Here is a 14,081-nt window from a genome sequence, read left to right on the forward strand (position 1 = left end):
CTCCTGATGGCGGCACGGTACCGCCTTCGATTCAGTCTAAAAAGCTGCCCCTTGCGTCGCATCGTCTGAAGCGACGAAATCAGGGCTGGTCTTGGTTATGACCTTGCAGCCTCCGGCGCAGGCACTTGCCACATGACAAACCGGTGACCTGTCAGCCACAAGCCCAAGGTGATAATGAAAACCATCTACTTCACCGCCACATGCCGTCCCCCAGCGAACCCGCCGCCCTGACCAGCCTGACAGCATCCAGCGCCATCACGTTGGGTCTTGAAAGCAAGTTCAACCCCCCCGCCCATGACGCCTCGCAGGTGGCGCGCGCTGGCCTGTGCGAGACGATCTGCCGGGGCGCCGGGCAACTGGTGCTGGTGCGGGCCCCGGCCGGTTTTGGCAAGACCACCGCCATGATGCAGGCGCGCGTGCGTCTGGAAGATGCTGGCGTGGCCACCGCCTGGCTGACCCTGGACCGGGCCGACAACGACGTTTCGCGTTTTCTGAACTGCCTGGACACCGCCGTGCGGCAGCTGGGCCTGCCGGGCAACGACACGGTGCAGGCCTTGTCGCGCATCGACACGCCGTTTGCGTTGTTTCTGGACGAGTTCGAGGCCATCCACGAAGCGTCGCTGCTGAGCATCGTGCGTGAGATTGCGCACCACCTGCCGCGCCAGGGCTTGCTGGTGATCGGCTCGCGCAGTCTGCCGCAAATTGGCCTGGCGCGCCTGCGGGTGCGCGGCCAGCTGATCGAGATCGACGCCGAGCGTCTGCGCTTCAGCCTGCAAGACACCGCCCGTTTTTTTGAGCAGCGCCCACACCCCCACAAGCTCAGCAGTGACCAGCTGTTTCGCTTGCACGAAAAAACCGAAGGCTGGGTGGCCGCCTTGTGGCTGGCCGCGATGGCGCTGGATGGCGCGGTGAACCCGGAAGATTTTGTGACCCGGTTTTCGGGCTCGAACCGGGCCGTGGCCGACTACCTGGCCGAAGACGTGCTGGCCAGGCAACCGGCCACCACGCGGCGATTTTTGCTGCGCACCAGCATCTTGAGGCAGCTCGACGCCTCGGTGTGCGCCGCCCTCAACCCGCATGTCGACTGCGCGGCCCTCTTGCAGCAGCTGGACGCCGACCACCTGTTTTTGACCCCGGTGGCCAGCGAACTGCCCACCTGGCGCTACCACAGCCTGTTTGCCGACCACCTGCGCCAGCAACTGCAGCATGAACATCCGGATGATGTGGCCCGGCTGCACTTGGCGGCCTCCGGCTGGTACGAGTCACAAGGCCGACCGGTGCCCGCGATCGAGCACGCCATCGAGGGCGGTGACTTTCCGCTGGCCATGCAATTGCTGGAGCAGCACGCCGAAGACTTTCTGGAACAAGGCCGCATGCGCATGCTGTACCGCTGGTGCAGCAGCCTGCCTGCCGCCGAGCTGCGGCAGCGCCCGCGACTGGTGATGGCCGCGGTGTGGGCGACCGGTTTCACGCGTGGCCCCTGGAGCGCCATGGACATGCTTGAACAGCAAGAAGCCACTGGCCTGCTGGACACGCGCTTTCAAAGCGACGCGATGTGCGTGCGCCCGCTGCTGCTGGCCATGCAGGACCGCAACGAAGAAGCCCTGGCCGCTGGACGCCAGGCGCTGGAGCGGCTGCCCACCGGCAACCACTTTGCAGACACCACCTTGCTCAACGCCATGGCGCACACCACGGCCATGGCAGGGCAACCCCGGCAAGCGCAACAGCTGCTGGACGCCGCCAAAAAGCAGCACAGCGACAACAGCACCTTCAACCGCATGTACAGCGAATCGACCGAGGGCTTGCTCGATTTGCAACAGGGGCGCCTGCGCCAGGCCAGTGCGCGCTTTCGGCTGGCGGTGGACGCCACGCATGCGGTGAACCTGCTGCACACCCACGGCAACGCCTGGGCGGGCGTGCTGTACGCCAGCATCGTCTACGAAGCCAACGCGCTCGACGAAGCCGACCACCTGCTCAACGTGTACTTGCCTGTGGCCCGCGATGTGGGTCTGCCCGACCACATGATTTTGAGCCACGCCATGCGCTCGCGCATCGCCTTCATTCAGGGAGATGTGGATGCCGCCTGGCAAGCCATCACCGAACTCGAATACCTGGGGCACCAGCGCAAGCTGCCCCGCGTGGTGGTGAGCGCCAAGCTCGAGCGCGCCCGCCTGCTGCTGCTGCAAGGCCACGGCACTGCGGCGCACGACGAGCTGGACAGGGCCAACGACCCCGCCGTGTGGCAACGTGAACAAGGCCAGCGCCTGCTGGCCAACGACATCGAATACATGGCGCTGGCCCGCATCCGCTGGGACATCACGTTTGGTGATGCCGAAAACGCGCTGCGACTGGTCGATGCCGAACTGGACGCAGCGGTGGTCGCCGCACGCCAGCGACGGATGCTCAGCTTGCGCTTGCTGCGCGCCTTGGCGCTGCACCGCGTGGGCGATACACCCGCCGCCTTGTCGACTCTGGGCAGCGCGCTGCAATGGTCCAGCCAGGAAGGCTTCATGCGGCAGATCCTGGACGAAGGCCCGGCCCTGGGGGCCTTGGTGCTGCGCTACCAGGCACAGCACAACAGCAGCGCAGTGCGTGACCCGCTGATGGGCGACCATTTGCAGCGCCTGGTGCAAGCCTTTGGCCCCTTACCGGTCGATGTGGACAAAATGCCCGCGCCAACACAAGGGCCGCTCGAGCCGCTCACGCGCAAAGAAATCCGCGTGCTGCAGTTGTTGGTCGAGGGTTACTCCAACAGCGCCATGGCCGAAAAACTCTTCGTCTCGGACAGCACGGTGCGCACGCATTTGCGCAACATCAACATGAAACTCGACGCCCACAGCCGCACACAGGCTGTGGCGATAGCAAGGCGTTTGGGGCTGATTGCTTGAGGTGTTCGCAGGTCGGCGGCTTCAGCCCCGACGTTGTGGGTTGAGCGTGGGCCTTTGTGGTGTTCGTAGGTCGGTGGCTTTAGCCCCGACGTTACTGGTTTGGCGTGGGCTCTTGTGGTATTCGTAGGTCGGCGGCTTCAGCCCCGACGTTACTGGTTTGGCGCAGGCACATGTCGGGGCTGAAGCCGCCGACCTACGGGGACATGGGCTTCGGCGTGGGCACCTGTCGGGGCTGAAGCCGCCGACCTACGGGGACATGGGCTCCGGCGTGGGCACTTGTCGGGGCTGAAGCCGCCGACCTACGGGGACATGTGGCTTCGGCGAAGGCACCTGTCGGGGCTGAAGCCGCCGACCTACGGGGACATGGGCTTCGGCGTGGGCACCTGTCGGGGCTGAAGCCGCCGACCTACGGGGACATGGGCTCCGGCGTGGGCACTTGTCGGGGCTGAAGCCGCCGACCTACGGGGACATGGGCTTCGGCGAAGGCACCTGTCGGGGCTGAAGCCGCCGACCTACGGGGACATGGGCTTCGGCGTGGGCACCTGTCGGGGCTGAAGCCGCCGACCTACGGGGACATGGGCTTCGGCGTGGGCACCTGTCGGGGCTGAAGCCGCCGACCTACGGGGACATGGGCTTCGGCGTGGGCACCTGTCGGGGCTGAAGCCGCCGACCTACGGGGACATGGGCTTCGGCGTGGGCACCTGTCGGGGCTGAAGCCGCCGACCTACGGGGACATGGGCTTCGGCGTGGGCACCTGTCGGGGCTGAAGCCGCCGACCTACGGGGACATGGGCTTCGGCGTGGGCACCTGTCGGGGCTGAAGCCGCCGACCTACGGGGACATGGGCTTCGGCGTGGGCACCTGTCGGGGCTGAAGCCGCCGACCTACGGGGACATGGGCTTCGGCGTGGGCACCTGTCGGGGCTGAAGCCGCCGACCTACGGGGACATGGGCTTCGGCGTGGGCACCTGTCGGGGCTGAAGCCGCCGACCTACGGAGGACATGGGCTATGGCGTGGACAGCTTTTAGGCTTGGCGCTGCCTCCGGTCGGAGGCGTTTTTTTGCGCGATGTTGTCGCGGGCGTTTTGCCAGTCGGTGTCGGTCCAGCTGGACAAATGCGCAAAGTTGCCGCCCGTGGCCTGGTACTGCGCGCCGTCGATGGCAATCGTCTGGCCGTTCAGGAAATCCGAGCCTGGCCCCATCAAAAACACCGCCAGATTGGCCAGCTCGGGCATGCGGCCCGTGCGGCCCATGGGGTTGCCCACGGCTTTGTGCTCGCCGCCGCCCGGGTTCAGGCGGGCGCTCATGCCCTCTGTCGGGAACAGGCCCGGCGCGATGGCGTTCAGGCGGATACCGCGCCCGCCCCACTCCACCGCCAGCGACTGCGTCATGGCGTTGAGCCCCGCCTTGGCCATGGCCGAGGGCACGGTGAAGGCCGAGCCGTTCCACACCCAGGTGGTGAGGATGGAGATCACCGATGCCCGGCGCCCCTCGGCCAGCCAGCGCTTGCCGCATTCGAGCGTCATGTAAAAGCTGCCGCGAAACACGATGTTGGCAATCGCATCGAAGGCGCGGGACGACAGGTCTTCGGTGCGGCTCACAAAATTGCCCGCCGCGTTGTTGATGAGCCCGTCGAGCGCGCCGTGCGTTTGCCAGATGGCGTCGAGCATGGCCTGGATGGCTTCGTCGCTGCGGATATCACAGACCCAGGGCACCACGCGCCCGCCGTGCTGGGCCATCAACTCGCTGGCGGTTTGTTCGACCACCGCGCCGCGCCGCCCGCAGATGTGGATCTCGGCGCCCAGCAGCAGCAAAGCCTCGCTCATCACGCGGCCCAGGCCCGTGCCGCCGCCCGTGACCAGCACGCGCTGGCCGGCCAACAAACCGGGTTTGTAAATCAGGTCATCGAGTGTCATGAAGGGTCCTTGTGAAGACGTTGGAAATGGTGGGGCGTTGGGTATTCGTAGGTCGGTGGCTTCAGCCCCGACGTTACTGGTTTGGCGAAGGCACCTGTCGGGGCTAAAGCCGCCGACCTACGGGGGACATGGGGTTGGGCGCGGGCACTTGTCGGGGCTGAAGCCGCCGACCTACGGGGGGCATGGGGTTGGGCGTGGGCTCTTGTCGGGGCTGAAGCCGCCGACCTACGGGGGGCATGGGGTTGGGCGTGGGCACCTGTCGGGGCTGAAGCCGCCGACCTACGGGGGACATGGGGTTGGGCGTGGGCACCTGTCGGGGCTGAAGCCGCCGACCTACGGGGGGCATGCGCCGACATGTTGGGCATGGGTCATTGGCCGGTGTAGTGCGGCGGGCGTTTTTGCAAGAAGGCTTGCATGCCTTCCTGAAAATCGTCGGTTTGGGTGCACAGGATTTGTTGTCGGTCTTCCATGGCCATCACGGCTTCCAGGCTGCCCATGTCCAGGCTCAGGCCCAGCGCCTCTTTGGTGAAGCGCAAGCCCAGCGGTGTGGTGCGCAGCATGTCGTCGGCCAGGGCCTGCGCCTCTTGCTGCAAGTCGGGCAAGGGGGCCACCATGCTCACCAAGCCCAGCCCGTGGGCACGCTGCGCGTCCATGAAACGCCCGGTCAACAGGTACTGGGCCGCTACCGAGCTGCCCACCATGCGCGGCAGAAAATAGCTCACGCCCATGTCGCAGCCCGTCAGGCCGATGCGCAAAAACGACGCGTTCATGCGGGCCTCGGGCGTGGCCAGCCGGATGTCAGAGGCCAGCGCCAACGCAAAACCACCACCACTGGCCGCGCCCTGCACGATGCTGATGATGGGTTGCGGGCAGCGCCGCATGGCCAGCATGATGTCGCGGATGCTGTACTGCACGGCCAGCATGTCGCTGGTGCCAACGTCCTTGCCGGGTTGCTCTTTGAGGTCCAGGCCCGCGCAAAAGCTGGGTCCGGCGCCTTGCAGGATGACCACGCGGATGTCGGTGCGCCGGTACAGGCCCTGAAAGCACTCGCGCAGTGCCGTGGCCAGCGCGGGGTTCAAAGCGTTGAGCCGCTCGGGGCGGTTCATGGTCAGGCGCAGCACGCCGCCGCTTTCTTCGCTCTCCAAGATGTCTTGCATGGGGTGGTCTTTCAAACAGCGGCTTGCCAACGTGCACGCACGGCATCCGGGGTGGACACTGCGCTGGCGTGCGGCGCATCGGCCGGTGTGCGGTCAAAGCGCGGTGCGGGCGCGGGCTGCAACACGCCTTGCAGGTGGGTGAAGGTTTGGCGCGCACGGTTGTGGGGGTGTTCTGGCGCTTCGTCCCAATCGAGCACAGGGGCAAAGCAGGCGTCGGTGCCTTCCAGCAAAGCGCACCACTCGTCGCGGGTGCGGGTGCGAAACACCTCGGCCAACCGCAGCTTCAGCACGGGCCAGGCCTGGCGGTCCATCTGCGCGTCGAACACCGGGTCGTTGGCGATGCCGCACTTCTCGCGCAGCAGGGCATAAAACTGCGGCTCGATGGCGCCCACGGCCACATGGCGGCCATCGGCGCAGGCATAGGTGTCGTAGAAGAAAGCGCCACCGTCGAGCATGTTGTCGCCCCGGTGGTTGCTCCACTGACCTGCCGCCTTGAAGCCGTACATCATGGACGACAGCAAGGCTGCGCCATCGGTCATGGCCGCGTCGATCACCTGCCCCTGGCCCGAGCGCTGGGTTTCATGGAGCGCGGCCAAAATGCCCACAGCCAACAGCATGGCCCCACCGCCAAAGTCACCCACATAGTTGAGCGGGGGCACTGGGGCCTCGCCATCGCGGCCAATCGCGTGCAGCGCGCCGCTGATGGCGATGTAGTTGATGTCGTGTCCGGCGGCATGCGAAAGCGGCCCGTGTTGACCCCAGCCGGTCATGCGCCCGTACACCAGCCGGGGCTGGCGGGCCAGGCACACGTCCGGACCCAGACCCAGGCGTTCCATCACACCCGGGCGAAAGCCTTCGATCAGCACATCGGCTTGGGCCACCAGTGCCAGCACCTCCTGCACGGCTTGCGGGTCGCGCAGGTCCAGGTTGAGCACTGTGCGGCTGCGGGCCAGCACATCCATAGGGTCGGGGGCTACGCCCGGTCGGGCCACGCGCACCACATCGGCGCCCAGATCGGCCAGCACCATGGCGCAAAACGGTCCAGGGCCAAGCCCGGCCATCTCGATCACTTTCATGCCTGTCAAGGGTCCAGCCATGCATCCACCTCATGTGCGCCAGAGGGCGCGTTCTGAGGGTCATGGTGCCGCAGAGCTTGCGGCTGCACATCGTCTTTTCAGACGATGTCGTACACGAGCAGGTCGGCCAATGGTGTGCCGTGGGAGCCCGCCCCAGGGCGATGGCTTGGGTCCAGCAGTGGTCTTTCGCGGCGAGGGCGCCGCTCCCACAGGGTCAGTTCAAGCCGCTTCTTTGTAGAAGAACCCACCGTGCACGTTGCGCGGTGCCAGCGGGCCAACCGCTTGGCTGATCGCGCCGATGTGCTCGGGCGTGGTGCCGCAGCAGCCGCCCACGATGTTGACCAGGCCTTCGGCGGCAAATTCATGCAGCAGGCGGCTGGTCACCTCGGGCGTTTCGTCAAAACCGGTGTCGCTCATGGGGTTGGGCAAACCGGCGTTGGGGTAGCAGCTGATAAACGTGTCGCCCGCGACCTTGTTCAACTCTTGAATGTAGGGGCGCATCAGCGTGGCACCTAAAGCGCAGTTCAGGCCAATGGCCAGGGGCTGGGCGTGGCGCACGCTGTGCCAAAACGCCGTCACAGTCTGGCCACTCAGGATGCGGCCCGAAGCATCGGTCACGGTGCCGCTGATGATCAGGGGCAGGCGCTGGTCGCTGGCTTCAAAGAATTCTTCAATGGCAAACAACGCGGCCTTGGCGTTGAGCGTGTCAAAAATCGTTTCGACCAGCAGCACGTCGGAGCCGCCTTCGACCAAGGCTTCGACTTGTTCGTAATAGGCTGCGCGCAGCTCTTCAAAGGTCACGTTGCGGGCACCAGCGTCGTTCACGTCGGGGCTGATGCTGGCGGTTTTGGGCGTGGGGCCCAAAGCGCCGACCACAAAGCGGGGCTTGTCGGGGGTGGAGAACTTGTCGCAAGCAGCGCGGGCTATTTTGGCGGATTGCAGGTTCATCTCGCGGGCCAGGTGCTGCATGTCGTAGTCGGCCTGGGCCACCGTGGTCGCGCCAAAGGTGTTGGTCTCGATCAGGTCGGCCCCGGCGGCCAAGTAGCCTTCGTGGATGTCGCGGATCACTTCGGGGCGGGTCAGGCTCAGCAGCTCGTTGTTGCCCTTGACGTCTTTGGGAAAGTCCTTGAAACGCTCACCCCGGTAGTCGGCCTCGGACAATTTGAAGCGCTGGATCATGGTGCCCATGGCCCCGTCGAGGATGGCGATGCGGGTTTTCAGAATCTCGGGCAGCGCTTGGGCGCGGGTGTAGGTCAGGTGTTTCATCGCCACATTGTAAAAAAGTCCCTGCGGCTGCCCGCAGGGACTGGATTTCTATTGATCCGGGCCAGCGCCAAAACCCATCATGTCGGACTCTGCGAGTGCCGACCTACGAGATGGCGGTGATTGGTAGGTAGGCGGTCGAAGACCCTGACATTTGCGTGATTTGCCCGTACCGCCCTGACATGGGCATGTGCGTGTTCGGGCAAATGTCGGACTCTGCGAGTGCCGACCTACGAGATGGCGGTGATTTGTAGGTCGGTGGTCAAAGACCCCGACATTTGCGTGATTTGCCCGTACCGCCCTGACATGGGCATGTGCGTGTTCGGGCAAATGTCGGACTCTGCGAGTGCCGACCTACGAGATGGCGGTGTTTCGTAGGTCGGTGGTCGAAGACCCCGACATTTGCGGGGTTCCGGATCCATCAGCAGGCGCACAAGCGGCGCCCACCACAAAGACTCACTTCAGATCGAAGCGGTCCAGTTCCATGACTTTGGTCCACGCGCTGACGAAATCACGCACGAACTTGGTCTGGTTGTCGTTTTGCGCATAGACCTCGGCCAGGGCGCGCAGCTGTGAGTTGGAGCCAAAGACCAAGTCCACGCGGGTTGCTGTCCACTTGACCGCGCCACTCTGGCGGTCGCGGCCTTCATAGCGGTTGTCGCCCACGGGTGTCCAAGCGGTGGACATGTCGACCAGGTTGACGAAAAAGTCAGGGGTCAGCTGGCCAGGCCGCTGTGTGAACACGCCTTGTGCGCTGCCGCCGTGGTTGGCACCCAGCACGCGAAGACCGGCCACCAGCACCGCCATTTCAGGGGCGCTGAGGGTGAGCAGCTGGGCTTTGTCCAGCAACATGGCTTCGGGCGAGACGCTGTAGGCCTGTTTGCGGTAGTTGCGAAAGCCATCGGCCTCTGCTTCGAGCACGGCAAATGACTCGGCATCGGTTTGCTCGGGCGTGGCATCGGTGCGGCCAGGGTGGAACGGCACATTCACGGCATGACCGGCTGCACGCGCTGCGGCTTCGACAGCGGCATTGCCCGCCAGCACGACCAAGTCGGCCATCGAAACTTGCTTACCGCCCGTTTGCGCCGCGTTGAAGGCTTGCTGAATGCCTTCCAGCACGGCCAAGACCTTGCCCAGTTGCTCAGGCTGGTTGACTTCCCAGTTGCGCTGAGGGGCCAGGCGAATGCGGGCGCCGTTGGCACCGCCGCGCTTGTCCGAGCTGCGGAAGGTGCTGGCCGAGGCCCAGGCGGTGGACACCAACTCGCTGACCGTCAAGCCCGAGGCCAAGACCTGCGCTTGGAGTGCGGCGGCGTCTTGGGCGTCGATCAAGGGGTGCTGAACGGCGGGCACCGGGTCTTGCCAGATCAGGTCTTCTGCGGGCACTTCAGGGCCGAGGTACAAAGACTTGGGTCCCATGTCGCGGTGCGTCAGCTTGAACCACGCACGGGCGTAGGCGTCAGCAAACTCGTCGGGATGAGCCTGGAAGTGGCGCGAGATTTTTTCGTAAGCGGGGTCCATGCGCAGCGAAAGGTCGGCCGTGGTCATCATCGGGCGGTGTTTCTTGCCGGGGATGTGGGCATCGGCCACCAGGTCTTCATCGGCCACGTCCTTGGCCAGCCACTGGTGCGCGCCCGAGGGGCTCTTGACCAGTTCCCACTCGTACTTGAACAGCACTTTGAAATAACCCATGTCCCAGGTGGTGGGGTTGGGTTTCCAGGCGCCTTCGATGCCGCTGGTGGTGGTGTCAGCGCCTTTGCCGCTGCCGTGCTGGTTGATCCAGCCAAAACCCATGGCTTCCATGGGGGCGGCTTCGGGTTCGGGGCCGACCAGCTGGGGGTCACCTGCGCCGTGGGCCTTGCCAAACGTGTGTCCGCCAGCGATCAGCGCCACGGTTTCGTAGTCGTCCATGGCCATGCGGGCGAAGGTTTCGCGCACGTCGCGGCCACTGGCCACCGGATCGGGTTTGCCGTCCGGGCCTTCCGGGTTCACATAGATCAAGCCCATCTGCACTGCGGCCAGGGGGTTGGCCAGTTCGCGGTCACCGCTGTAACGGCTGTCCGGCTTGTCGCTGGTGGCCAGCCATTGTTTTTCGGCACCCCAGGAGACGTCTTCTTCGGGTGCCCAGATGTCTTGGCGACCACCGCCGAAACCAAAGGTCTTGAAGCCCATGGTTTCCATGGCCACATTGCCCGCCAACACATACAAGTCAGCCCAAGAGATGGCGTTGCCATACTTTTGCTTGAGCGGCCACAGCAAACGACGTGCCTTGTCGAGGTTGCCGTTGTCGGGCCAGCTGTTGAGCGGCGCAAAGCGCTGGTTGCCGGTGCTGGCGCCGCCGCGACCATCGGCCGTGCGGTAGGTGCCTGCGCTGTGCCAGGCCAAACGGATGAACAAGCCGCCGTAGTGGCCCCAATCAGCCGGCCACCAGTCTTGCGAATCGGTCATGACCGCGACCATGTCTTGTTTGAGCGCGGCAAAGTCGAGCTTTTTGAAGGCCTCGGCGTAATTGAAATCCGGGTCCATGGGGTTGGAGACCGGCTGGTGCTGGTGCAAGATGGCCAGGTTCAACTGGTTGGGCCACCAATCGGCATTGGATCGCGCGCCATGTGTGGAACGCGCGCCAGTCGCTGCGTGGAAAGGGCATTTGGCAGTGGAAGGGGTAGTCATATTTCTATCCGGTATGTCAATAAAGTCTGATCAGAAAGCTTGGGCCATCGCGGCAAGCACTTCCACCCACAGAGGCTGGGTGGTATCAGGGTAGGCAGTGATGGTCATGAGGAACTCCGATAAAACGAGGAGTGCTCAGTATAAAAATATTAATTAGCTTTTACGATTAAATTAATTTTATTACTTATATTTACAAAAACTATGGGGTGCAGAATTTGATCTTTCAGAGCCGCATGGCCTTGAAGGGGCACTTGCCTCTTCAAGGCTCAGCCAGCGTTCCAGCGTCCAAAGCCCGACGCCCGCAGCTGGCAAGCAGGGCAGTGGCCACAGCCATAACCCCAGTCATGGCGGTGGGTGCGGTCGCCCAGGTAGCAGGTGTGGGTGTGCTCCACGATCAAATCGACCAGCGCCTGACCACCGCCTGAAGCATCGGCCTTTTCGCCCAAGTCATGCGCCAGCTGCCAGGTTTGGGCCTTGTCGATCCACATGAGCGGGGTTTCGATCAGCAGCTTGCGGTCCATGCCCAGCGACAAAGCGACCTGCATGGCTTTCATGGTGTCGTCGCGGCAGTCGGGGTAGCCTGAAAAGTCGGTCTCGCACACACCCGTGACGATGACCTGCAAACCCCGGCGATAAGCGAGCGCCGCCGCCAAAGTGAGAAACAGCAGGTTGCGCCCCGGCACAAAGGTGTTGGGCAGACCCGAGCTTTCCATTTCGATGGCGGTGTCGCGGGTCAATGATGTCTCGCTGATCTGACCCAGGATGCCCGCGTCCAGCAAATGGTCTTCGCCCATTTTGGGCGCCCAGTGCGGGAACCGAGCCTTGATCGCCGCCAGCACGTTGAGGCGGGCGTCCAGCTCTACCTTGTGTCGCTGACCGTAGTCAAACGCCAGGGTTTCGACGCGCTCGTAACGCGACAAAGCATGGGCCAGGCAGGTGGTCGAATCTTGACCACCGGAGAAAAGAACAAGGGCGCAGGTGTGCATGGCGGCAATGGTAGTGCATGGGTATGTCCATGCGTAGGTCGGCGGTCGCAGACCCCGACATGTGCGTGATTGACCCGTGCCGCACGATGAGGCCATGCGTAGGTCGGCGGTCGCAGACCCCGACGTTGGGTGGGATGGGCGCTCATGCCCCATGTCGGCTAGGTTGCTTGCTCAGGCTTTTGTCGGACTCAGCGCGTGCCGACGTGCAAGAGACTTGGCGTGGCTTCGCGCACAATATCGGCTGTTTTGCTGTCACAGAGTCCGTTTTTGTCCCCCCACCTGCCCATCCTGCGCGAAGTTTTTGGCTACGACGCCTTTCGCGGTCCGCAGCAAGCCATCATTGACCATGTGGCTGCCGGGGGCGATGCGCTGGTGCTCATGCCCACGGGCGGAGGCAAGTCGCTGTGCTATCAGGTGCCAGCCATTGCGCGCCAGCGGGCGGGGCACGGCATCACGGTGGTGGTGTCGCCGCTGATCGCGCTGATGCACGACCAGGTGGGCGCGCTGCACGAGGCAGGCGTGAGTGCCGCATTTCTGAACTCCACCCTGACCAGCGAAGAAGCCAGCGACATCGAACGCCGTTTGCTGCGCGGCGAGATCACTTTGCTGTACGCGGCCCCTGAGCGCGTGACCAACGCCCGCTTTCTGGCCCAGATGGATTCGCTGCTCGAGCGCGGGCTGCTGAGCCTGTTTGCGATTGACGAAGCGCATTGCGTGAGCCAGTGGGGCCACGATTTCCGGCCCGAGTACCGAGGGCTCTCGGTGCTGCACGAGCGCTACCCCAGCGTGCCGCGTGTGGCGCTCACGGCCACGGCCGATGCGCTGACCCGCGCCGACATCGTCGAGCGGCTGCAGCTGGAAAGCGCCGAGCTGTTCATCAGCAGCTTTGACCGCCCCAACATCCGCTACACCATCGTCGAGAAAAAAGACGCCAGCACACAGCTGCTGCGATTCATCGAGCGCGAGCACCCCGAAGAAGCGGGCGTGGTGTATTGCCAGTCGCGCAAGCGGGTGGAAGAGGTGGCGGCCATGTTGTGCGAGTCGGGCATCCATGCGCTGCCTTACCACGCGGGGCTGGACGCCGCGGTGCGCCAACGGCACCAGAACGAGTTCCTGCGCGAAGAAGGCGTGGTGATGGTCGCCACGGTGGCTTTTGGCATGGGCATCGACAAGCCCGATGTGCGCTTTGTGGCGCACCTGGACATGCCCAAAAACATCGAAGGCTATTACCAGGAGACGGGCCGCGCCGGGCGCGATGGCCTGGCGTCGGACGCGTGGATGGCCTATGGCCTGCAAGACGTGGTGAACCAGCGCCGCATGATCGACGAGAGTCCGGCGGGTGAAGAGTTCAAGCAGGTCATGCGCGGCAAGCTCGACGCGCTGCTTGCCCTGGCTGAAGCGACCGACTGCCGCCGCGTGCGGCTTTTGGGCTACTTTGGCGAGCCCAGCACGCCCTGCGGCAACTGCGACAACTGCCTGCACCCACCCCAGGTGTGGGACGGCACCGACGCGGCCCGCAAGCTGCTGTCCACCGTCTACCGCACACACCAAAGCAGCGGCCACAGCTTTGGCGCGGGCCATACCATGGACATCGTGCGCGGCAAAAAGACCGACAAGGTGGCGCAGCGCGGCCACGAAAGCATCAGCACCTTTGGCCTGGGCGCCGATTACAGCGAACAGCAACTGCGCGCCGTGATGCGCCAGCTGATCGCCATTGGTGCGCTGCATGTGCACACCGAAGAGGGTTTCAGCACCTTGCACCTGACCGAAGCCTCGCGTGGCGTGCTCAAAGGCGATGTGCCCGTGCAGTTGCGCCAAAGCACCAGCCAGCGTGGCGACAAACGCAGCCGAACGCGCAGCGCCCCCCCACCCGCAGCGGCCAATTTGGGGCAAGACGCGATGGTGCGTTACATCAACCTCAAGGCCTGGCGCGCCGAGGTGGCCAAAGAGCACAACCTGCCTGCGTATGTGATCTTCCACGACGCCACGCTGGCCGCCATTGCCGAACACGCCCCGCAAAGCCTGTCAGACCTCCAAGGCATCAGCGGGCTGGGGGTGAAGAAGCTCGAAGCCTATGGTGCGCAGGTCCTGAAAGTTTGCAAGGGCCAACTTGAAACCGGGTTGTAGCGC

General features: G+C 64.4%; 8 protein-coding genes. 2 read left to right on the top strand and 6 right to left on the bottom strand.

The annotated features are described in order from the left end of the window. Positions 1-200: 200 nt before the first annotated feature. Complete coding sequence (locus B9Z51_RS17435) at positions 201-2,888, top strand: LuxR C-terminal-related transcriptional regulator (RefSeq protein WP_108376439.1); 2,688 nt, start codon at positions 201-203, stop codon at positions 2,886-2,888. Positions 2,889-3,911: 1,023 nt separating this feature from the next. On the opposite strand, the gene B9Z51_RS17440 is transcribed toward B9Z51_RS17435, so the two are convergent. The 6 genes from B9Z51_RS17440 to queC form a co-directional block, all read right to left on the bottom strand. Then, positions 3,912-4,802: an SDR family oxidoreductase gene (locus B9Z51_RS17440; protein ID WP_108376440.1), complete on the bottom strand. Its 891-nt coding sequence runs from the start codon at positions 4,800-4,802 to the stop codon at positions 3,912-3,914. 368 nt (positions 4,803-5,170) lie between these two features. Further along, entirely contained in the window at positions 5,171-5,959 is a 789-nt protein-coding gene (locus B9Z51_RS17450) for an enoyl-CoA hydratase/isomerase family protein (protein ID WP_108376442.1), read from the bottom strand. Between the two features lie 11 nt (positions 5,960-5,970). Then, entirely contained in the window at positions 5,971-7,056 is a 1,086-nt protein-coding gene (locus B9Z51_RS17455) for a CaiB/BaiF CoA-transferase family protein (RefSeq protein WP_108376443.1), read from the bottom strand. 198 nt (positions 7,057-7,254) lie between these two features. Beyond that, positions 7,255-8,301 (bottom strand): homocysteine S-methyltransferase family protein, encoded by a 1,047-nt coding sequence (locus tag B9Z51_RS17460; protein ID WP_108376444.1) that lies wholly within the window; start codon positions 8,299-8,301, stop codon positions 7,255-7,257. A gap of 453 nt (positions 8,302-8,754) precedes the next feature. Then, positions 8,755-10,965 carry a catalase/peroxidase HPI gene (gene katG / locus B9Z51_RS17465; protein WP_108376445.1) on the bottom strand — a complete coding sequence of 737 codons (2,211 nt, stop codon included), beginning with the start codon at positions 10,963-10,965 and terminating at the stop codon, positions 8,755-8,757. Between the two features lie 266 nt (positions 10,966-11,231). Beyond that, on the bottom strand, positions 11,232-11,951 hold the full coding sequence (queC, locus tag B9Z51_RS17470; protein WP_108376446.1) for a 7-cyano-7-deazaguanine synthase QueC: 720 nt from the start codon (positions 11,949-11,951) through the stop codon (positions 11,232-11,234). A gap of 267 nt (positions 11,952-12,218) precedes the next feature. On the opposite strand from queC, the gene recQ reads away from it, so the two are divergent. Beyond that, entirely contained in the window at positions 12,219-14,078 is a 1,860-nt protein-coding gene (gene recQ / locus B9Z51_RS17475) for a DNA helicase RecQ (protein WP_108376447.1), read from the top strand. The last annotated feature ends 3 nt before the right edge of the window (positions 14,079-14,081 follow it).

Origin of the sequence: Limnohabitans sp. T6-5 (assembly GCF_003063315.1) — a bacterium.
Lineage (GTDB): Bacteria > Pseudomonadota > Gammaproteobacteria > Burkholderiales > Burkholderiaceae_C > Limnohabitans_A.